The 20,077-nt window shown below is 73.0% G+C and carries 18 protein-coding genes; 12 read left to right on the forward strand and 6 right to left on the reverse strand.

Annotated features, from left to right (window positions below):
• Positions 1-12: 12 nt before the first annotated feature.
• Positions 13-3,663: an nSTAND1 domain-containing NTPase gene (locus ABD340_RS26005; RefSeq protein WP_344592330.1), complete on the reverse strand. Its 3,651-nt coding sequence runs from the start codon at positions 3,661-3,663 to the stop codon at positions 13-15.
• 459 nt (positions 3,664-4,122) lie between these two features.
• On the opposite strand from ABD340_RS26005, the gene ABD340_RS26010 reads away from it, so the two are divergent.
• Together ABD340_RS26010 and ABD340_RS26015 are read left to right on the forward strand one after the other, a co-directional pair.
• Positions 4,123-5,508: a sensor histidine kinase gene (locus tag ABD340_RS26010; protein ID WP_344592331.1), complete on the forward strand. Its 1,386-nt coding sequence runs from the start codon at positions 4,123-4,125 to the stop codon at positions 5,506-5,508.
• A gap of 24 nt (positions 5,509-5,532) precedes the next feature.
• Complete coding sequence (locus tag ABD340_RS26015; protein WP_425547457.1) at positions 5,533-7,044, forward strand: beta-N-acetylhexosaminidase; 1,512 nt, start codon at positions 5,533-5,535, stop codon at positions 7,042-7,044.
• Between the two features lie 165 nt (positions 7,045-7,209).
• On the opposite strand, the gene ABD340_RS26020 is transcribed toward ABD340_RS26015, so the two are convergent.
• A complete protein-coding gene (locus ABD340_RS26020) occupies positions 7,210-8,367 on the reverse strand; it encodes an ROK family protein (RefSeq protein WP_344592334.1) in 1,158 nt (385 codons plus the stop codon).
• 146 nt (positions 8,368-8,513) lie between these two features.
• On the opposite strand from ABD340_RS26020, the gene ABD340_RS26025 reads away from it, so the two are divergent.
• Genes ABD340_RS26025 through ABD340_RS26045 form a run of 5 tightly spaced genes read left to right on the forward strand, consistent with a single transcriptional unit; the run spans position 8,514 to position 12,669 of the window.
• The gene (locus ABD340_RS26025) at positions 8,514-9,449 is read left to right on the forward strand and encodes a glutamate ABC transporter substrate-binding protein (RefSeq protein ID WP_344592335.1); all 936 of its coding nucleotides are present in this window, start codon (positions 8,514-8,516) and stop codon (positions 9,447-9,449) included.
• 16 nt (positions 9,450-9,465) lie between these two features.
• Positions 9,466-10,110, forward strand: coding sequence for an amino acid ABC transporter permease (locus ABD340_RS26030; protein ID WP_344592336.1), 645 nt, complete (start codon positions 9,466-9,468; stop codon positions 10,108-10,110).
• On the forward strand, positions 10,107-10,955 hold the full coding sequence (locus ABD340_RS26035) for an amino acid ABC transporter permease (RefSeq protein WP_344592338.1): 849 nt from the start codon (positions 10,107-10,109) through the stop codon (positions 10,953-10,955). The genes ABD340_RS26030 and ABD340_RS26035 overlap by 4 nt, the downstream gene beginning before the upstream one ends.
• Positions 10,956-10,975: 20 nt before the next feature.
• Complete coding sequence (locus ABD340_RS26040) at positions 10,976-11,917, forward strand: asparaginase (RefSeq protein ID WP_344592339.1); 942 nt, start codon at positions 10,976-10,978, stop codon at positions 11,915-11,917.
• A gap of 8 nt (positions 11,918-11,925) precedes the next feature.
• Positions 11,926-12,669, forward strand: a complete 744-nt coding sequence (locus ABD340_RS26045) for a copper homeostasis protein CutC (RefSeq protein WP_344592340.1) — start codon at positions 11,926-11,928, stop codon at positions 12,667-12,669.
• 11 nt (positions 12,670-12,680) lie between these two features.
• Here ABD340_RS26045 and ABD340_RS26050 read toward each other — a convergent pair whose 3' ends face one another.
• Both ABD340_RS26050 and ABD340_RS26055 read right to left on the reverse strand, forming a co-directional pair.
• Complete coding sequence (locus ABD340_RS26050; RefSeq protein ID WP_344592342.1) at positions 12,681-13,601, reverse strand: hypothetical protein; 921 nt, start codon at positions 13,599-13,601, stop codon at positions 12,681-12,683.
• 1 nt (position 13,602) lies between these two features.
• A complete protein-coding gene (locus tag ABD340_RS26055) occupies positions 13,603-14,109 on the reverse strand; it encodes a SigE family RNA polymerase sigma factor (RefSeq protein ID WP_344592343.1) in 507 nt (168 codons plus the stop codon).
• Between the two features lie 713 nt (positions 14,110-14,822).
• Between ABD340_RS26055 and ABD340_RS26060 the strand changes: the two genes are divergently transcribed.
• From ABD340_RS26060 to ABD340_RS26080, 5 genes are read left to right on the forward strand one after another with little or no spacing between them, the layout of a single operon-like run.
• Positions 14,823-16,124, forward strand: a complete 1,302-nt coding sequence (locus ABD340_RS26060; protein WP_344592344.1) for an ATP-binding protein — start codon at positions 14,823-14,825, stop codon at positions 16,122-16,124.
• Complete coding sequence (locus ABD340_RS26065) at positions 16,121-16,573, forward strand: roadblock/LC7 domain-containing protein (RefSeq protein ID WP_344592345.1); 453 nt, start codon at positions 16,121-16,123, stop codon at positions 16,571-16,573. Before ABD340_RS26060 ends, ABD340_RS26065 begins: the two co-directional genes overlap by 4 nt.
• Positions 16,570-16,911, forward strand: coding sequence for a DUF742 domain-containing protein (locus ABD340_RS26070; RefSeq protein WP_344592347.1), 342 nt, complete (start codon positions 16,570-16,572; stop codon positions 16,909-16,911). The genes ABD340_RS26065 and ABD340_RS26070 overlap by 4 nt, the downstream gene beginning before the upstream one ends.
• Positions 16,889-17,503, forward strand: coding sequence for a GTP-binding protein (locus ABD340_RS26075; protein ID WP_344592348.1), 615 nt, complete (start codon positions 16,889-16,891; stop codon positions 17,501-17,503). Before ABD340_RS26070 ends, ABD340_RS26075 begins: the two co-directional genes overlap by 23 nt.
• 43 nt (positions 17,504-17,546) lie before the next feature.
• Positions 17,547-18,785, forward strand: coding sequence for a styrene monooxygenase/indole monooxygenase family protein (locus ABD340_RS26080; RefSeq protein ID WP_344592349.1), 1,239 nt, complete (start codon positions 17,547-17,549; stop codon positions 18,783-18,785).
• On the opposite strand, the gene ABD340_RS26085 is transcribed toward ABD340_RS26080, so the two are convergent.
• A complete protein-coding gene (locus ABD340_RS26085; RefSeq protein WP_344592351.1) occupies positions 18,782-19,306 on the reverse strand; it encodes a hypothetical protein in 525 nt (174 codons plus the stop codon). The genes ABD340_RS26080 and ABD340_RS26085 overlap by 4 nt on opposite strands.
• Before the next feature lie 8 nt (positions 19,307-19,314).
• Complete coding sequence (locus ABD340_RS26090; RefSeq protein WP_344592352.1) at positions 19,315-20,070, reverse strand: SDR family NAD(P)-dependent oxidoreductase; 756 nt, start codon at positions 20,068-20,070, stop codon at positions 19,315-19,317.
• Between the last annotated feature and the right edge of the window lie 7 nt (positions 20,071-20,077).

Consider the following 20,077-nt stretch of genomic DNA (forward strand, 5'->3'; position numbering starts at 1 on the left):
TCCGTCCGTCCGTCAGCGGCATACTCGCTGGAACTCCTCGCCCGGCACATAGCGCGCCCACTCGGCCCGGGTGAACGACCGGCCCGCGTTGGCGCAGGCCGTGGCGGCGGGATCGGCGGGGATCGCGACGTTCCACAGCCGTGCGGTCCGATCGCCACCGACGCTGACGACGGTGCCGTCCGGGCCGACGTCGAGCCCGGTCACCCGGCCGTCATGGCCGGTCAGCGCCGGTCCGATCTGACGGTGGGTCGCCACGTCCCACAGCCGCAGGGTGCCGTCCGCCGAGCCCGAGACAAGGGTCTTGCCGTCCGGGCTGAACTGGACCTCGGTGATGAAGTCGGTGTGGCCGGTCAGGGCGTCTCCGATCTGACGGCGGGCCGCCACGTCCCACAGCCGTACGGTGCCGTCGCCGGGCGTGCTGGCCAGGGTCCTGCCGTCGGGGCTGAACGCCAGGTGGTCGAAGTACCCGCCGCCGACGGCGGCGGGCATCGGGGCACCGACCTGGCGGTGGGTGGCCACGTCGAAGAACCGCACGGAGCGGTCCTTGCCCGCGAGGGCCAGCGTGGCGCCGTCGGGGCTGAACCGCATCTCCCAGATGTTGTCGGTGAAGCCGGGGACGGTGATCCGGGGGCCGACCTCGCGGCGGCCGGCGATGTCCCAGAACGCGATGGAGCGATCCTCCACGGACCGCTGGACGGCCAGGAGCCTGTCGTCGGGGCTGAACCGCGCGGTCATGGCGTTGGTGTCCGATGGGATGGGAGAGCCGATCTGACGCTGGGTGGCGGTGTCCCATCGCCGTATCGTGCCGTCGGCGGTCCTTGTGGTGAGCGTCCGCCCCGCGGCATCGAATTCGACGTCGTACAAGGCCGGGCGGCCCGCGGGTTCCATGGGACGGCCGACCCGGCGCTGGGTGGCCACATCCCAGATCTGGAGCGCGCCCTCGGCGACCCTGTAACCGGAGGCGTCGGGCTCTGGACGGGGGGTGACCAGGGTCTTTCCATCCGGGCTGAACACGGCGTCGGACGACGCGGGCATCGCCGCGCCGACCTGCCGGTGGGCGAGCGGGTCCCACAGCCACACCGCGCCGGCGTCCCCCGCGGCCGCGACGGTCCGCCCGTCCGGGCTGAACGCCACCCTTTTCACACGCTGCCGCTTGTCGCCGAGCACGGGACCCACCGGGCGGCGGTCGGCGACGTCCCAGAGCCGGGTGATGCCCTCCTCTCCGGCGGTGACGAGCCGCTTCCCGTCCGGGCTGAAGGCGATCCCGCGGAAACCGCCGACGGCGCCCCTGCGGTCCGGATCCCGCAGAGTGCCGATCTCCTTCTGCGTGGCGAGGTTCCAGAGCCGGGCGGTCCCGTCCGTGCTCGCCGTCGCGAGCGTCGTTCCGTCGGGGCTGATGGAGAGGTCATGGACGTCGTCGGTGTGCCCGGTGAACCCGTCGCCGACCTGCCGGCCGGCGACGGTGTCCCAGAGCCGCGCGGTGTCGTCGAGTCCGGCGGTGACCAGGCGTTTCCCGTCCGGGGTCCAGGCCATGGCCTTGATGGACTTCTTGCCGGTCGCCTGGTACTCGCCGAAGGGGCCTCCGGTCCTGCGGCGGGTGGCCACGTCCCACAGCAGGGTGGTGCCCTCGTAGTTGGAGGTCGCGAGCGTCCTGCCGTCCGGGCTGAACGCGAGCGTCTGCACTCCACCGATCGGCTCCTCCATAGCGGCGTCCAGCAGGGGGCCCAGCGGCCGGCGGGTAGCCACGTCCCAGAACCGGATGAACCTGAAGCAGGAGGTGACCAGGGTCTTCCCATCGGGGCTGAAGGCGATGTCGAAGCCCGCGAGGCACGACGTTATGGATTTCGCGTCGATCGGGGCGCCGACCTGCCGGCGGGACGCGGTGTCCCAGAACCGTACGACGCCCTCCTGCTCGTGCGCGGTGGCGATCTTCGAGCCGTCGGGGCTGAACGCCAGCTCGATGATGGTTCTGCCGTCCCCTTTGATGGAGCCCCGGCCGGGCCGGGTCGCGGCGTCGAGCATCCGGTACCGGGCCTCCGCGGTGGGCGCGATCCGCCAGGCGGCCACGGCCAGCAGCGAGGAGATCGTCGGGTCGCCGGCGATCTCGCTCTGCGCCGCCAGCTGGCGCGAGACCGCCAGCCTGCGCTGCCGGTCGGCGTCGCCGGCCGCGTCGACGGCGGCGACGGCCGCGATGAGGGCGACCACCGTCAGCACCGCGAGACCGGCCATGACGAGGCGACGGCGGCGGCCGGCCCGGCGGGCGGCCCGCATCGACGCGGCGATGAAGCCCTCCACGATGGGGCCGGGCGGCGGGAAGCTGTCGGGGTCGCGGTCCCAGCGGGGCCGGGTGTCCTGGACCGACAGCAGCCGGGCACCCCGGTAGAGGAAGGCGGGATCGCGGTGGTTCTCGGCCCACTGCGCGGCATCGTCGACGAGCCGGTCGTACACCTCCTGCGCCGCCAGGTCCGGTTCGAGCCACTGCCGCAGCGTCGGCCAGGCGGTCAGGAGCGCGTCGTGGGCGATCTCGACGGCGTCCTCGTGCAGGGTGATGAGGCGCTGCTCGGCGAAGGCGGACAGCAGCGCGCCGACCCGGTCCCGCTGCTCCGCCGTGTGCGCGGACGCCGCGGCGCGCATCTCGGCCAGCGTCGCCCTGCGCCGCACCACCCGCCCGCCCGCGCTGATCACCGTCATGCGCCGGAAGAGCCGGAGCGCGGTCTTGCGGTCCTCCGCCGGCAGCCGGTCGAGGACCTCGTCGGCGGTGCGCCGCACGGAGTCGCGGACCCGGCCGGACTCCTCGTAGCCCCGGACGGTCAGCCGGCGCTTCTCCCGCCGCTCCCAGGTGTTGCGCAGCGCCTGCGAGAGCAGCGGCAGCGCACCGGGCTCGTAGCGGTCGGCGGCGTCCCGGCCGGCGCGCAGCTCGGCCAGGATGGTCTCCACCAGACCGGGCTCGAGCTCCAGGTCCACCGAGGCCGCCGGCCCGGTGATCGCGAGCCGCAGATCGGACTCGGTCATCGGCTCGACGATGACCTGCCCGTCCTGGATGGCCTCGGCGAACTGCGGGTAGGCCGCGCACCGGTCCCAGTAGTCCGCGCGCACACCGATGACCACTCCGGCGCCCGGGGGCCCCTCGGCCAGGGCGTGCAGCGCCCGCACGAACGCCTGCCGCTCCTCCTCGCCGGTCACCAGGGTGAACAGTTCCTCGAACTGGTCGACCACCAGGACGAGGCGGCCGGGCGGGGCGAGCGGCCCGGTCAGGGCGCCCCGCGGGTCGTCCCGCAGCAGCTCCCGCACCGTTCCGGCGTTCCCGCCGAACTCCTCCGTCCAGGCTTCGGCCAGGGCCCGTAACGGTTCGGATGTCGGCGTGACGAGCAGCCGCGGCCACGTCTCAGATCCGGCGACCGGGAGCGTCCCCCGCGCCAGCTCCGGCAGCAGCCCCGCCCGCAACAGCGATGACTTGCCCACGCCCGAGGCGCCCGAGACCAGCAGGACCGACCCCTGCGCCTCCAGGCGCGGGCCCAGGCGTGCCAGGAGGCCCCGGGTGGCCTGCGCGCGTCCGAAGAAGAGGTCGCTCGTCTCGGTCTCGAATGGCGCCAGGCCCTGGTATGGGCAGACATCGTCCCCATCGCCGGAGGGCAGGGACAGGGCGCGCTCCCCGTCACTCATGACCCTCATTCTGACCAATCGCCACCTTGGTGATCAATCACGCTTGCTCGTCACCATTAGAGCCAGGATGGAGGCTCCACCGGGCCCGCGTGCGAACTCCGTCGCGAAACATCGAATCGGTCAACAGACCGGTGATAATCAGCGCGTCCATAAGGGGGCCGTCCAGCACACCCAGCGCTTCCAGGGGCCCTTCGTCCCGCACAGAGGCTTGGATGGACACCATACTGCAGTGGTTTTCCACGCCGATTAAACACGGCCTGTAGCCCGTTCTGCGCGGCCCGTCCCGAAATCTCGCGGCCGCGCCAGGTCAAGGCCGTCCCGGCCGAGGGCCGCGGGCCGCGCGTACCCGGCAGGGGACGGGTCTGACGCCCTCTTGGGCGGGATTTGGGCTCGGTTTCACCCTGTTTGGGGAACTGACACCCGGTGAAGGCGCGCGATCCGCGGCGAGTCCCGCTCCTCGTGAGGTGGTCCGGGCGCGTCGGCGACCTCTCGATCCGCGGCCAGATCACCTTCTGGTCCATCGCGGTGTCCGCGGTCGTCGCGGTCGTCCTGTACCTGGTGATCCTCGCGCTCCTGCGGCACGAGACGAACGTCACGGTCCGGCACGACCTCGCCAGCGCCGCCAGCCGGACCATCGCCCGGACCGCCGTGGGCCGTATCGACCCCGGGCGGGCCGGCACCGATCTGCTGCAGGCCGTGGACACGAAGGGCAAGGTCATCGCCTACACCGACGCCATGGCCGGGTACCCGCCGGTCCGCTTCCCCCCGCCCGGCCCCGGGGGTGGCCGGGTGGACGGGCACGCCTGCGGGATCCGCGCCCCGGACGGCCCGTGCTACATCGTGGTCGCCTACCGGTTCCACTTCCGGGGCAGCGGGGAACGGGTGGTGTACGCGCTGGCGCCCGCACCCCAGCTGTTCTTCGCGCAGCCCGCGTTCTCGGCCCTGATGGCCGGCGGCATCCCGCTGCTGTCCGGGCTGATCGGCTACGCGATGTGGCGCACCACCGGGCGGCTGCTCCGTCCCGTGGACGACATCCAGGCCGAACTGGACGAGATCACCGCCACCGACCTCCAGCGTCGGGTGCCGGTAAAGCGCAGCCGCGACGAGATCGCACGGCTGGCCGAGAGCGTCAACGCCACCCTGGACCGGCTGGAAAGCGCGGCGGTCCGGCTGCGGGGTTTCGTCTCCGACGCCTCGCACGAGCTGCGCAGCCCCCTGACCGGCCTGCGGACGGAGCTGGAACTGGCCCTGTCCGACCCGGAGGGCACCGACCACCGCACCACGCTGCGGACCCTGCTGGCGACCACGGAGCGGCTGAACGACGTCCTGGACGATCTGCTCGCCCTCGCCCGCCTGGACGCCGCCCCGCAGGCGGGGAGCGAGAAGGTCGAGCTGCACGCGCTGGCGGCCCTGGAGATCACGCGGCGGCACCGCAGGGCCCGGTTCGTCATGGAGGCGGGTGAGCGGGTGATCGTGCACGGCAGCGCCCTGGAGCTGGGCCGGTTGCTGACGAACCTGCTCGACAACGCCGACCGGCACGCCACCGCCGGGGTCCGCGTCAGCGTCGGCACGGAGCGGTCGGGCACCGGGGGGCCGGACACCGCCGTGGTCGAGGTCGTCGACGACGGCCCCGGCATCGCTCCCGAGGACCGGGAGCGGGTGTTCGAGCGGTTCGCCCGGCTCGCCCACGGCCGGCGCATGGACGCCGGCGGCACCGGGCTGGGCCTGGCGATCTCCCGCGGCATCGCCGTCGCGCACGGCGGTTCCCTGGAGGTCACCGACCGCCCCGACGGCCTCTCCGGTGCCCGTTTCGTCCTGCGTCTCCCCCTTGCCCCGTCCTCCTGACAGGATTGCGGCGTGGTCGACGAGATGAGCTTGATCCCCGCTCCGCGACGGCTCGTACGGGACGGCGGGGCGGGGGTGTTCACCGGGGACGTGCGTACCGGCCTCGACCCTTCGCTGGCGCCGGAGGCGTACCGGTTGACGGTGTCGGCCGAGGGCGCGCAGATCGTCGGCGGGGACGAGGCCGGGGTGTTCTGGGGGCGGCAGACGCTGCGGCAGATGCTCGGCCCGGACGCCTTCCGCCGCGCCTCCGTCGCGCGCGGGCCGGTCACGGTGCCGTACGTGACCATCGAGGACGCGCCGCGTTTCGCCTGGCGCGGCTTCATGCTCGACGTCGCGCGGCACTTCCTGCCCAAGGACGACGTGCTGCGCTACGTCGACCTGCTGGCCGTCCACAAGCTCAACGTGCTGCATCTGCATCTCACTGACGACCAGGGATGGCGCGTGGAGATCCAGCGCCACCCCAGGCTGACCGAGGTGGGCGCGTGGCGGCGGCGGACCCGCATGGGGTGGGGCGAGCCGGCGGTCTGGGACGAGCGGCCGCACGGCGGCTTCTACACCCGCGACGACCTGCGCGAGATCGTCGCGTACGCGGCGGAGCGGCATGTCACGGTCGTGCCCGAGATCGACTTCCCGGGGCACGCGCAGGCCGCGATCGCCGCGTACCCCGAGCTGGGCAACACCGACGTCATCGACACCGCCGCGCTGGAGGTGAAGACCGACTGGGGCATCAACCCGAACGTGCTGGCCCCCACCGACGCCGTGCTGCGCTTCTACGAGGGCGTCCTGGAGGAGGTGCTGGAGATCTTCCCGGGGCGGTTCGTCCACATCGGCGGTGACGAGTGCCGCAAGGACCAGTGGCGCGCGTCGGCCACGGCCCAGGCGCGCATCCGCGAGCTGGGGCTCAGGGACGAGGACGAGCTGCAGTCCTGGATGATCCGCCACTTCGACCGCTGGCTCACCGCGCGCGGCCGCCGCCTGATCGGCTGGGACGAGATCCTGGAGGGCGGCCTGGCGGAGGGGGCGGCCGTGATGTGCTGGCGCTGGTACAGAGGCGGTGTCGCCGCCGCGCAGGCCGGTCACGACGTGGTGATGTGCCCTCAGCAGGAGGTCTACCTCGACCACGTCCAGGACGACGGCGACGGTGAGCCGGTGCCGTTCGGGTGGGTGCACACGCTGGAGGACGTCTACCGTTTCGAGCCCGTCCCGCCGAGCCTGGCCGGGACGCCCCACGCGGACCGTGTCATCGGCGCGCAGGCCAACCTGTGGACCGAGGTCGTCGAGAACCGCGGCCGCGTGGACTACCAGGCGTTCCCGAGGCTGGCCGCGTTCGCCGAGGTGGCCTGGTCGCGGCTGCCGCATCCGGACGAGCGCGATTTCGCGGACTTCGAGCGCCGGATGGACGCGGCGCATTACGCCCGCCTGGACGCGCTGGGCGTCGCCTACCGCCCGTCCTCCGGGCCGCGTCCCTGGCAGCAGCGCCCCGGGGTCCCCGGCCGGATGCACAACAAACCCCGCAAGCCCTGGCACAGGGCCTAGGGGGTGTTTCATAAGTCTCGTCCGTCGCGAGCGGCGTTCAGGTGCGTGCATCGCAAGGCGGAGGAGGGAGTCAGCCCGGGTTTGGCTGTCGACCGACGACAACGCGGCGAGGTGCGTGCCTGGGCGTCGCGCAGCAGGACAGCAGGCTTATGAAACACCCCCTAGTCAGCGGGCCAGGGTGTGGTCGATCCAGGTGTCCGAGCGCTCTAGAAGGAGATGGCCGGCGCCGAGGATGCTCGCGTCGCGGCCGGCGCGGGAGGTGGCGATCTCCAGGTTGCGGGTGGCCAGCGGGAGGCAGCGCTCGTAGATGACGCCCCGGATGGTGGCGACCAGCGGCTCGGCGCCCGAGAGGCTGCCGCCGATCACCAGCGCGTCGGGGTTGAAGAAGTTCACCAGCCCGGTGAGGACCTCGCCGATCAGGCGGCCCGCGGTGCGGACGGCGCTGGTGGCCTGCGGGACGCCGTCGGCGACCAGGTCGACGATCCGGGACGGCCGCTCCACCTCGATGCCGTGCCCGCTGAGCGCGGCGGCCACCGCGGCGCCGCTGGCGTGCGCCTCCAGGCAGTCGGGATGGCCGCACGCGCAGTCGACGGTCGCCTCCGTCAGGACCCGGACGTGGCTGATGTCGCCCGCGGCGCCGCGGCCGCGGTGCAGCCGGCCGTCCACGATGACGCCGCAGCCGATCCCGGTGCCCAGCTTGATGACCATGAGGTTGTCGAGCGCGGGCCAGGAGTGCCGGTGCTCGCCGGCGGCCATGAGGTTGGCGTCGTTCTCGACCAGGGCCGGGACGCCGGCGTGCGCGCCGACGAAGTCGCGGACGGGGAAGTCGTTCCAGCCGGGCATGCGGGAGGGTGAGACGACCTGGCCGGTGGCCGGGTCGACGGGGCCGGGGAGGCCGACGCCGACACCGCGGACGGGGACCTCCCCCAGCCCGTGGGCGCGGGCGAGGGCGCGCAGGCTGCCGATGACCGCGGTCAGGGTCTCCTCGGGGCCGACGGAGATGTCGCACGCGAGGTCGTCCAGCGCGAGCGGGGTGCCGGCGAGGTCGGCGACGGCCAGCCGGGCGTGGTGGGCACCGAGGTCGGCGACGAGGAACACGCCCGCCTCGCGGGCCAGCCGCAGCCGGCGCGGGCGGCGGCCGCCGCGCGAGGCGCCGGCGCCCTCCTCGGTGAAGAGCCCGGCCCCGATGAGCTGCTCGACCCGCAACGAGACGCTGGAGGCGGCCAGCCCGGAGAGCCGGGCCAGTTCGGCCCGCGACTCGGCCTGACCGGTCGCCACGAGCCGTACGAGCGCGGCCGGTCCGTCGTCTCTGCTGTTGCGCACACCAGATGAATAACACAGGCCAACTTCATCCATCAACACGTTGACTTACGTCGATTGTGGCGCTTATCGTCCTGAGCTACTTCGATATCGAAGAAAGTGGGCGCTCGGGTGACCGAATGATCGCCCCCCGAGAAAGGCTGATGATCATGGTGCGTACCCCCGCGAGGATGCGGCGGGCCGCGGTGGCCGCGGTCGCCGCGGCGTCGCTGGCCGGCCTGGCCGCCTGCTCGGACGGCGGCTCCTCCGCGGCGGTGCCCGGGGCCGGCGGCGGCAAGCAGGACGACCTGCTCGCCGCCGCCCCCGTCGCCGCGAACCTGCCCGCCGGCTCCACCATGGAGAAGATCAAGAAGCGCGGGCAGCTGATCGTGGGCGGCTCGCTGGACGCGCCGCTGCTGTCCCAGCAGAACCCCGCCACCAAGCAGGTCGAGGGGCTGGACGCCGACTTCGGGCGGCTGCTGGCCAAGCACATCATCGGCAAGCCGAACGTGAAGATCGTCAACTCGGCGTCGGAGACCCGCGAGGCGCTGCTGGCCAACGGCACCGTGGACGTGGTGTTCCAGACCTACAGCATCACTCCGGAACGCGCCAAGCAGGTCGCCTTCGCCGGGCCCTACTACAGCTCCGGCCTGGTCATCGCCACCAAGAAGGGCGAGACCGCGATCAAGACCCCGGCCGACCTCAAGGGCAAGAAGGTCATCGCCGGCGCCAACACCCCGGCGATCCCCGCCATCAAGAAGGCCGCCCCGGACGCCGAGATCGTGACCTTCGGCAGCGACCCCGAGTGCGTGCAGGCGCTCAAGCAGGGCCGCGGCCAGGCCTACGTCCAGGACGAGGCCGTGCTGCTGGCCACCGCCAAGCAGGACCCGTCCGTCCAGATCCAGGGCAAGCCGTTCACCAGCGACCCCTACGGCATCGGGCTCAAGCACGGCGACGCCCAGATGAAGGCGTTCGTGAACGACTGGCTCAAGCAGATCCAGTCGTCCGGGCTGTGGGGAAAGGTCTGGAAGAACTCGATCGGGACGGTCGTGCAGGGCGAGGCACCACAGCCGCCCGCGATCGGATCCGCGCCGGGCTCGGAGTGAGAGCCGGCGTACGGGCGTGAACGTCATCACCGGCCACCTCGCCGAATTCCGCGACGGCCTGCTGCTGACCGCCGGGCTGACGCTGCTGGCGCTGGCGGGCGCGCTCGCCGCCGGCATCGTCGTGGCGGCGATGCGGGTGAGCCCGGTACGGGTGCTGCGCGCCGCCGGCACGGCCTACGTCGAGGTGCTGCAGAACGTCCCGCTGCTGGTGTGGCTCGTGCTCGCCGTCTTCGGACTGCCCGAGATCGGCGTCATCGCCGGGCTGTTCACCACGGCGGTGGTCGTGATCGCGCTCTACCAGGGGGCGTACACGGCCGAGGCGATCCGGTCCGGGATCAACGCGGTGCCGTACGGGCAGGGCGAGGCCGCGCGGGCGCTGGGGCTGACGTTCACCCAGTCGCTGCGGCTGGTGGTCCTGCCGCAGGCGCTGCGCACGGTCGTCCAGCCGCTCGGCAACATCGCGATCATGACGCTGATGAACACCGCGCTGGCGGCGGCCGTCGGGGTGGTCGAGCTGACCGCCACCGCGAACCGGGTGAACCTGGCCGAGGCCCGGCCGATCTGGATCTTCGTCACGGCCGGCCTGATGTACATGGCGCTGTCGGGGATCTTCGGGCTGGTGACGGGCACGCTCGAACGAAGGCTGGCGATCCTGCGATGAAGATCCCCGCGATGGCCGGGCGGACGGCCGGGCGCGCCGCACACGGGGGCGCGGCGCGGCTGCTGTTCGACGAGCCGGGGCCGCGGGCCCGGCGCCGCATCCGGGCGGCGACCGCGATCACCGTCCTCGCCGGTGCCGCGCTGCTGGCCCTGGCGCTGAAGCAGTTCGCCGACAACGGGCAGCTCGCCGCCGACCGGTGGCGCCCCTACGGCACGTGGCCGATGTGGCGGTACCTGCTGGAGGGGCTGCGCTCCACCCTGCAGGCCGCCGTGGTGTCCATCGCGCTGGCGATGGCGGCGGGCATCCTGCTGGCGCTCGGCAGGCTGTCGCCGTCGCGGTGGCTGCGGCTGCCGTCCGCCGCGTACGTGGAGGTCGTCCGGACGATCCCGGCGCTGCTCCTGGTGTACGTGGTGCTGTTCGCGCTCCCCCGGTACGGCGTCGACCTGCCGCTGTTCTGGAAGCTCGTGGTGCCGCTGTCGGTGTCGAACGCCGCCGCGTTCGCGGAGATCTTCCGGGCCGGGATCCGGTCGGTGGAGCGCGGCCAGCTGGAGGCGGGCCTGTCGATCGGGCTGACCCGCGGCCGGGCGATGCGGCTGATCGTGCTGCCGCAGGCGGCGCGGCGGGTGCTGCCGTCGCTGGTCAGCCAGTCCGCCGGGCTGCTGAAGGACACCTCGCTCGGCTTCGTCGTCAGCTACGCCGAGCTGCTCTACAGCGGCAAAGTGCTGGCGAACTACAATCACCTCCTCATCCAGACATACCTGGTGATCGCGCTGATCTACCTGGTCATCAACGCGTCGCTGGCCAAGCTCGCGCGGACCCTGGAGGCCCGGCAGGCCGCCCCGTGACAGAACACCCGAGGAACGAGATGTACGACATGCTGGCCGAGGTCGTCCGCAACGGCTTCGTGGAGAGCGTCCACTACGGGAGCGTCGCCGGGCTCGCGCCGGACGGCACCCTCGCGCACGCCCGCGGGGACGTGCACGGAACGGTGCTGCCGCGCTCCACGACCAAGCCGTTCCAGGCACTGGCCTGCCTGACGGCGGGTGCGCCGCTGGCCGGGGAGCGGCTGGCGATCGCGGTGGGCAGCCACACCGGCGAGGACTTCCACGTCGAGACGGTCGAGGCGATGCTGGCCGACGCCGGGCTCGACGCCGGCGCGCTGGGCTGCCCGGCGAGCTGGCCCGAGGACAAGGCCACGAAGGCCCGGCTGATCAGGGCCGGTGCGGGCGAGTCGCGCGTGCGCATGAACTGCTCGGGCAAGCACGCCGCGATGCTCGCCGCCTGCGTCGCCAACGGGTGGCCCACCCAGACCTACCTGGACCCGGCGCATCCGCTCCAGCAGGCCGTCCGCGCCGCCATGGCCGGCAGCGCAGGCGAGGAGCCGTCCCCGGTGGCGGTGGACGGCTGCGGCGCCCCGCTGTTCGGGCTCACCCTCACGGGCCTCGCCCGCGCCACGCAGGCGCTCGTCCTGGCGCAGGACGGTCCGGTCCGCGCGGTGGCCGACGCGATGCGCGCCCACCCGGAATACGTCGGCGGGACGGGCCACCTCAACACCGAGCTGATGCGGGCGCTGCCCGGCTCGGTCGCCAAGGGCGGCGCCGAGGGCGTGCTCATCGCCGCCACGTCCGAGGGCCACGCCGTCGCAGTGAAGATCATCGACGGCGGCCAGCGCGCCACCACCGCCGTCGCGCTGCGCGCGCTGGCCGCGCTCGGCGCCGACACCGCCCCGGCGGAACCGCTGGGCGCCGTCCCGGTGCTGGGCGGCGGCCGTCCGGTGGGCGAGATCCGCACGACCGAAGGGAAGTAAGGGACCAAGTGAGCCTCACCTACGAGATCTGCATCGACAGCGTGGCCGGCGCCCTCGCCGCCGAGCGGGCCGGCGCGCACCGCGTGGAGCTGTGCGCCGCGCTGTTCGAGGGCGGGCTCACCCCGAGCCTGGGCACGATCCGCGCCACCCTCTCCGCGGTGTCGTCGATCCGGGTGCACGTGATCATCCGGCCCCGCGGCGGCGACTTCATCTTCGACGAGCACGAGGTCGCGGCGATGGAGCACGATGTCGCGCTGGCCCGCGAGGCGGGGGCGCACGGCATGGTCATCGGCGCGCTGACCGCCGCGGGCGGGATCGACCGCCCGGTCACCGAGCGGCTGATCGCCGCGGCGGGCGGGCTGCCGGTCACCTTCCACCGCGCGTTCGACATGGCCGCCGACCCGTTCGCCGCCCTGGAGACCCTCGTCGACCTGGGCGTGCACCGCGTCCTCACCTCGGGCCAGGAGGTGAGCGTGCTGGAGGGCGCGCCGCTGATCGCCGAGCTGGTCCGGCGGGCGGGCGAGCGGATCGCGGTGATGCCGGGCGGCGGCATCACCGAGCGGAACGTCGCCCGCGTGGTCGAAGCCACCGGCGCCCGCGAGATCCACTTCGCCGCGCTCAGCGAGGAGGCCAGCCCGGCGGTGCACCGCAACCCGCACCCGTTCATGGGCGGCGAGCTGCGGCGCCCCGAGTACCAGCGGCTCGTCACCACCACCGGCGGCATCACCGCGGTGATCGGCGCCGCCGGCTGACGACCCCGCGGTCAGTCCGAGCAGAGGGACGGGCGCGTGTGGAGGAGGGCGTCAGTGCAGTCGGACGGCTGGAAGCCCTCGGCCTCGCCCCGGGTCTGCGGCCGCCAGGTGTGCAGGGCGCGACCGCCGGAGTCGTACCCGGTCACCGACACGACCCGGAGATCGGCCTCGCTCATCGCACCATCCGACATCGGGCCCGTGGCGTCCTCGTCCGGGACCATCCTGTTGGGCGTGTGGCCGAGGAAGAAGCCGTTGCCGACGGCGGCCTCGGACGTGCGGCCGTTGTCCCAGGCGATCCGCACCCGGGCCACCCCGGGCTTCGCCCGGCCCACCATGATGCGATGGAGCCGGTTCGGGTCCGTCCCCGTCCCCTTCGGGGCCGACACCGACTGAATCGCGTCAACGCGGAACGGGGTGCCGAAGGTCCACAGGCCGCGAGAGGTCTGCCCGGGCCAGAAATGGAGCCTCGGCACCTCGACATTGCCGTACTCGCCGCTGGCGGCGCACAGCACGAAACCCCTGGGGCCCGCGACCTCGGCGAGGTATTCCCCTTTGCCCAGCGGTGCCCGTACCAGCAACCGGAAGCCGCTTGCCTTCCCCCATCCGGGCTGCTTCTCACCCATGACCCCGCGGGGGGATTCGTTCCGCATGCAGCGGCGGGCGGTCTCCCGTTCCTGCGGCGAGTTCTCCGGAAGCTCGACCGCGGTCTTGCCCGGACGGTTCAGGACGGGCGGCGGCTCGGCGGGCGAGTCGTTGATCTGCAGCAGCCCGACCGGCGCGGTGACGGCCGCGGCCAGTGCGAACGCGGCACCGGCCACGCGGGTCCGGCGGCGGCGGTCGGCCGTCTTCAGCGCCCGCTCCGCGAGCCCGTCCACGGGCTCGGCGCGGTCGGCGATGCGGCCCAGCACGTCCTTGAGCATGTCGTCGGTCATCTCACGCTCCCGTGGGCTCGAGGTGGGCGGCGAGTTCGGGGGCCAGTTCGCGCAGCCGGGCGATCGCGCGGTGCGTCTGGCTGCGCACGGTGCCGACCGAGCAGCCGAGGATCTGCGCGACCTCGCTCTCGGGCAGGTCCTCGTAGTAGCGCAGGACGAGCACGGCGCGCTTGCGCGGCGGCAGCGCGAGCAGGGCCCGCTCCAACGTCAGCCGGAGGTCGACGTTCTGGCTGCCGTCGTCCACAGGAATGTCGGGCGGCTCGGCCACGACCGACTCCCGGCCCCGCCGCCGCCAGCGGTTGATCTGCTCGTTGTAGAGCACGCGGCGCACGTACGCCTCAGGGTTGTCATGGACGTGCCGCCAACGCGCCGCGGTCTTGGCCAGGGCCGACTGGAGCAGGTCCTCTGCCGCGTGCTGGTCGCCGGTGAGCACGTACGCCGTCCGGATGAGGTTGCCGGACCGCGCCGCGACGAACTCGCTGAAGCTCTCGCGGGCTTCTCGGTTCACGGCGCCTCCCTTCCGATGTCACCCCTAAAGACACCGGAGGGCCACTCTCCCTATGCCGCGCCCGGAAGGTTTCGTCATGGCGGGTTGCCGCCTGTACCGTCGACGCCGCCGCGCGGCGGCCCCGGCGGATCACTGCGCTCTTCACGTCGGCGCGGCGATCTGCTGGCGCTTGCCGTGGTCGTGCAGGTCGTCCGGTGGCCGATCCGCCCCCGGTAGCGCGATGCCACGGCGCGCACGTAGCGGTCCCAATGCGCGAGGTCGCGCAGCGGGGCGATCCTGGAATCGTCGTCGTAGGCGCTCCTTGGCGCGTCGGGCGCCGCCCAGGACGGGTGATCCCCATCGTGTAGAGCATCGGGAGCCGCACGCGTCCGGCGCCCGCGACCTCACGCATGTGCTCCTCCATCTCAGTGCGGGCGGCTTGGCGGGGGCAGGCGAGCGCGGGGGCGCATTGGACGATCCGCGAGGGGCATTCGCCGCGGAAATCGGGCACCAATACCATCGCCGAACTCAGGCCGCAAAATAGCACTTCCCGCGATGCGGTCTCCGGTGCCCGGAGGCCCCGGAGCACCGCCCTGAGCGGCCAAGCCAGTACCACAAGCGGAGAAGTCCGGATAATTACCCCCATGTCACTCCAATTTGCTGCCGGGCATTGATCATCGCCGCCCCTTCTGCCACTCTGGTGCCCGCCGTTTGGGGTTTGGGAAGGACGTCGCATGGTGAGGTGGCGGAGACGGAGCGGCCAGGCGCCCCCCGCACCGCACTACGAGCAGCCCTACGACCCGCGGTACGCACAGCAGCCGTACGCACAACAGCCATACGGGCAGCAGCAGTACGAGCACGGTTGGGGGAACGCGCCCCACGCGGCGCAGCCCCAGCCGCACCAGGCCGTCCCGCCGAACGCCCACGCGGTCGCCCCGGCTCCCCCGCAGCACGCCACCGCGGACGAGGCATGGCCCGGGATCTGCGAGCAGTTCTCGCAGCAGGTACTGCTGCTGGCCGAGCAGCTCCGCCCGGCCATGGACCGGCTGGAGACCGAGGAGGACGACCCCGACCGGCTCCAGCTCCTCTACGAGGTCGACCACGCCGTGACCCGGATGCGCCGCGCGGCCCGCGGGCTGCGCGTGCTCGCGGGCACCGGCGCCGAGGAGCTCGACGGCCACACCACCTCCCTGGTGGACGTGATCCGCATCGCCGAGTCGTCGATCGAGCGGTACACCCACGTGGCGATCGGCAAGGTCGTCCAGCTGGCCGTGGTGGCGTACGCGGCCGAGGACGTGGCGGCCCTGGTCGTCGCGCTGCTGGACAACGCGACCCGGTACTCCCCGTCCACCGTCACGGTCAGCGCCCACCTGCTCGACAACGGCGCGGTCATGATGCGCGTCGAGGACGGCGGGATCGGCATCGACCCGGAACGGGTGAAGGCGATCAACGCGCTGCTGGCCGGTCCGGTGCCGCCGCCGACCCCGGAGACCGGCCTGCACACCGGCTTCCCGATCGTGCACCGGCTGGCGCGCAAGCACGACATCGGCGTGCGGCTGGCGTGCCGCCCGTCCGGGAACGGCGCCCAGGGCGGCACGGTCGCGATGGTCGTGATCCCGCCCGAGCTGCTGTGCGAGGTGCCCGGCGAGGTGCCCGCCCCGGTCGGCGGGCATGGCCAGGGCGTGGGCGAACGGGCCTTGGCGCATCTGACGATGGCGCATCGCGCCGAGCCGCCCGAGCGGCCGCTCCGCGCGGCGCCCGGTGGCACGGGATCGGGCGGTACGCGACCGGGCACGGAGGCGGTGGAGCGGCCGGCGACCGGCGGCGCGCTGCCGCGCCGGGAGAGCATGAGCCTGCGCCGCATGGAGTCGGACGGCGGGCCCGGCGGCCGGGAGGCCGCGCCCCGCGACCCGGCCGAGGCGGCCGAGGCGGCACGGGCGTTCGCCGCCGACATCGAGGCCTTCTCCAGCGGAGGACAGGCGGCGTTCGCCGATGGCGAGGACGCCGGCGACGGGACGGAAGGACGATCCAGATGATGAGCGCCGGTTCCGACTCCGGCCGCCCGCGCGGGCCCGAGGACTTCGGGTGGCTGCTGGACGACTTCGCCTCCGCGACGCCCGGCGTGACGCACGCGCTGCTGGTGTCGTCCGACGGCCTGGCGCTGGCCGGCTCGGGCGCGATGCCCGCCGACTTCGCCGATCCGCTGGCCGCGATGACCAGCGGGATGATCAGCCTGGGCGACAGCATCGCCCGGCGGGTCGGGGAGAGCGGCTGCGAGCAGGTGATGCTGAAGTTCGCCTCGGGGCACTTCCTGTTCATGAGCATCGGCAGCCTCGCCGGGCTGGCGGTGCTGGTGAACGACAGCGCCAACCTCGGCGCGGTGGCCTACCGGATGACGCAGATGGTGCAGAGCGTGGGGCACGTGCTGACCCCGAAGATGCGCGACGATCTCCGTCGGCTGTCGGCCGGGCAGGTCGCGCCATGAGCGCCCACCCCTGGGTGCGGCCCTACGTCCTGACCGGGGGCCGGACCCGCGGCCGGAGCCAGCTGCTGGTGCACACCCTGGTCTACGGGCGCCGCTACGACGGCGGGTTCGCGGCCCGGCTGCTGCCGGAGGCCAGGGCGCTGTACGACCGCGTGCACACCGTGAGCGAGTCGGTGGCGGAGCTGTCCGCGCATTGCGGGATCTCGCTGGGCGTCACCCGGGTGCTGCTGAGCGACCTGGCCGCCGGCGACCGGATCTCGATCGGCCCGGAGACCACCTCCCCGTACGACCCGCAGCTTCTGGAGAGAGTGATCGATGGTCTACGCGAGCTCGCCTGACCCGCGGCGGCGCACCCGCGAATCGGTCAAGATCGTGGTCGCGGGCGGGCTGGGCACCGGCAAGACCACCCTGGTCGGCGCCGTGTCGGAGATCCCGCCGGTCAACACCGAGGCGTGGATGACGCAGGCGGCCCGGACGGTCGATCCGCTGGCGGATGTGGACGGCAAGACGACCACCACGGTCGCGATGGACTTCGGCCGTATCACGCTGGGCCCCGACCTGGTGCTCTACCTGTTCGGCACGCCCGGGCAGCCGCGGTTCTGGCCGATGTGGGACGACCTGTGCCGGGGCGCCAGCGGCGCGCTGGTCCTGGTGGACACGCGGCGGCTGGAGATGTCGTTCCCCGCGGTGAACTACTTCGAGAACGACTCCGACGTGCCGTTCATCGTCGCGGTCAACCTGTTCGACGGGCTGGCGACGCATCCGCCGGAGGAGGTGCGCGAAGCCCTCCGGCTGCCCGACGGCGTGCCGCTGACCAGTTGCGACGCCCGCGACCGCGGCTCGGTCGCGCGGGTGCTCACCGAGACGCTGGCGCACACGCTGCGGAGCACCGCCGGCGCGCCCGGGCCCGGCGCGCTGACCACCCCGTGACATTCCCTGAGACGCGGCGGGCGCACCCCGCCTAGGAGGACGCTTGCGCAGGATCCTGATCATCGGTGCCGGGCAGGCCGGCCTGCAGCTGGCGCTGAGCCTGCAGGCCGAGGGCTACGAGGTGACGGTCATGTCGGCCCGCACCCCGGACGAGATCCGGAATGGCCGGATCATGTCGACCCAGTGCATGTTCTACCCGCAGCTCCAGCTGGAGCGCGACCGCGGCCTCAACCTGTGGGAGCGGGACGCGCCGAAGATCGTCGCGCAGCGGGTGACGGTCGGCGGCCCGCCGGGGCAGGTCGCGCTGGACACCGTCGGGCGCTGGGACGACTACGCGCAGTCCATCGACCAGCGGGTGAAGATGGCCGGCTGGCTGGAGCTGTTCGAGTCCCGCGGCGGGAACGTGGTCTACCACGGCGTGATGACCTCCGACCTGGAGGGGCTGGCGACGCTGTACGACCTGACCCTCATCGCGGCGGGGAAGGGTGAGCTGGTCGAGCTGTTCGACCGGGACGCGTCCCGCTCGCCGTACGACCGGCCGCAGCGGCAGCTGTCGTGCATCTACGTGCACGGCATGTCGCCGCGTCCGGACTATCCCGAGCCGCATGTGCGGTTGACCGCCACGCCCGGCGTCGGAGAGCTGTTCTTCATGCCGGGACTCACCAACAGCGGCCCGTGCGACATCCTGCTCTGGGAGGCGGTGCCGGGCGAGGCGTTCGACGTCTGGTCCGACCGGCCGTCCCCGGCCGACCATCTGGCCCGCACGCTGGACCTGATGCGCCAGTACGCGCCGTGGGAGTACGAGCTCACGGTCGGCGCGGAGCCCACGGACGCGCGCTGCACCCTGTTCGGCGGTTACGCCCCCGTCGTGCGTCATCCGGTGGGACGGTTGTCGGGCTCGGTGTCGGTGCTGGGGATGGGCGACGTGCTCGTGGCGAACGACCCGATCACGGGGCAGGGGTCCAACAACGCCGCGCGTTGCGCGGCCGTCTACTGCGCGGAGATCCTGCGGCACGGCGACCGGCCGTTCGACGAGAAGTGGATGCAGAGTGCGTTCGACGCGTACTGGGACTACGCGCGGCATCCGACCGCGTTCACCAACATGATGCTCGGCCCGCTGCCCGAGCACGTGCAGAAGGTGCTGGCCGTGGCGTCGGCGGGGAACGAGGAGGTGGCGTACCGGTTCGCGTACGGCTACGCCAACCCGACCGACTTCGAGAACTGGATCATGGATCCGGAGAAGACCGACGCCTATATCGCCTCGGTCACCCCCGAGCCCTAGCCGCAGGCGATCTCCAGGTGCCGGGTCAGGGAACGAGCCCCGGTGCCGCTGCGCAGCGTCCCCGGGCCCAGTGTCTCCGAGCACGGGGCGTGCGGCCCGTCCGGTTCCGTGGTGTGGACGCCGGACGGGCCGATCTCAAGGGTCGGTCCGGCCGTCTCCACGGTGGCGGTGAGGTCCGCGTGCCGGACCGCAACCGCCCAGACCACCAGGGCGTGGCCCGGCAGGGCGTCCGGCAGCCGGGCCATGGTGGAGGGGTCGCCGGGGTCGACGGTCACCAGCGGGCCGTAGCGGCGGGTCAGCAGGGCCACGGCGTCGTCCAGCGAGCGGGCGAAGTGCCACCCGTCCGGCGCGTGCAGCCGCCACCCGCCGCCGGGCCACGGCGACGCCTTGACCCGGCGCAGCCGCGGCGGCCCGGCGGCCAGCAGCGCGGCGAGCGCGCGGGCCCGGCGGACCGCCCCGCCGCCGTCCAGCGGGGCGATCCGTTCGGTCCAGGTCGCGGCCGTGCCGCAGGCTCCGCACATCGCCCCGCCTACAGCATCACATCGCCGCTGTTGGGGCCCAGCGTCTGCCCGGTGTAGAGGTTCCCGGCGGGGTCGGCGGCCAGCAGGACGGCGGTCGGGGCGACCTCTTCGGGCCGTCCGAACCGTCCCAGCGGCAGCTCGGCGCCCTTGGCCGCCTTCCACTCCGGGCTGAGACCGTCGATCAGCGGCGTCTCGATGGGACCCGGCGCGATCGCGTTGACCAGCACGCCGTGCCGCGACACCTCCCGCGCCAGCGCCTTGGTGAAGCCGATCACCCCGGCCTTGGCCGCCGAGTAGTGCGTGAGCCCCTCGCCGCCCTTCTGGCCCAGCTGGGAGGCGACGTTGACGACCCGGCCGCCACCCGACTCGATCATGTGCGGGACGGTGTACCGGCAGCAGAGGAAGACGCTGCGCAGGTCGACGTCCAGCATCCGGTCCCAGGTCGCCGGGTCCATCTCCACCAGCGGCACCTCGGTCAGGATCCCGGCACAGTTCACCAGGACGTCGATGCCGCCGTGCGCCTCGATCGCCGCCGCCACGGTGTCCTGGACGGCACCGGCGTCGGTGACGTCCAGGACGTGCCGGGTGACCGCGGTGCCCTCCGGCAGGCCGTCCGCGGCCACGGCCAGCCCGGCGGGGTCCAGATCTGCCAGGGCGAGCGCGGCGCCTGCCCCCGCGTAGGCGCGCGCGATCGCCGCACCGATCCCGCTGGCCGCCCCGGTGATCAGGGCGCGCCGGCCGGCGAGCACGGAAGTTCCGGTCATGTCGCTC

Origin of the sequence: Actinomadura vinacea (assembly GCF_039532545.1) — a bacterium.
Taxonomy (GTDB): Bacteria; Actinomycetota; Actinomycetes; order Streptosporangiales; family Streptosporangiaceae; genus Spirillospora; species Spirillospora vinacea.

Excerpts from the sequence above, each read along its gene's own strand:
- ABD340_RS26005 (WP_344592330.1), bottom strand. The coding sequence starts at position 3,663 with ATGAGTGACGGGGAGCGCGCCCTGTCCCTGCCCTCCGGCGATGGGGAC.
- ABD340_RS26015 (WP_425547457.1), top strand. The coding sequence starts at position 5,533 with ATGAGCTTGATCCCCGCTCCGCGACGGCTCGTACGGGACGGCGGGGCG.
- ABD340_RS26025 (WP_344592335.1), top strand. The coding sequence starts at position 8,514 with ATGGTGCGTACCCCCGCGAGGATGCGGCGGGCCGCGGTGGCCGCGGTC.
- ABD340_RS26035 (WP_344592338.1), top strand. The coding sequence starts at position 10,107 with ATGAAGATCCCCGCGATGGCCGGGCGGACGGCCGGGCGCGCCGCACAC.
- ABD340_RS26040 (WP_344592339.1), top strand. The coding sequence starts at position 10,976 with ATGTACGACATGCTGGCCGAGGTCGTCCGCAACGGCTTCGTGGAGAGC.
- ABD340_RS26050 (WP_344592342.1), bottom strand. The coding sequence starts at position 13,601 with ATGACCGACGACATGCTCAAGGACGTGCTGGGCCGCATCGCCGACCGC.
- ABD340_RS26060 (WP_344592344.1), top strand. The coding sequence starts at position 14,823 with ATGGTGAGGTGGCGGAGACGGAGCGGCCAGGCGCCCCCCGCACCGCAC.
- ABD340_RS26065 (WP_344592345.1), top strand. The coding sequence starts at position 16,121 with ATGATGAGCGCCGGTTCCGACTCCGGCCGCCCGCGCGGGCCCGAGGAC.
- ABD340_RS26070 (WP_344592347.1), top strand. The coding sequence starts at position 16,570 with ATGAGCGCCCACCCCTGGGTGCGGCCCTACGTCCTGACCGGGGGCCGG.
- ABD340_RS26075 (WP_344592348.1), top strand. The coding sequence starts at position 16,889 with ATGGTCTACGCGAGCTCGCCTGACCCGCGGCGGCGCACCCGCGAATCG.
- ABD340_RS26085 (WP_344592351.1), bottom strand. The coding sequence starts at position 19,306 with ATGTGCGGAGCCTGCGGCACGGCCGCGACCTGGACCGAACGGATCGCC.
- ABD340_RS26090 (WP_344592352.1), bottom strand. The coding sequence starts at position 20,070 with ATGACCGGAACTTCCGTGCTCGCCGGCCGGCGCGCCCTGATCACCGGG.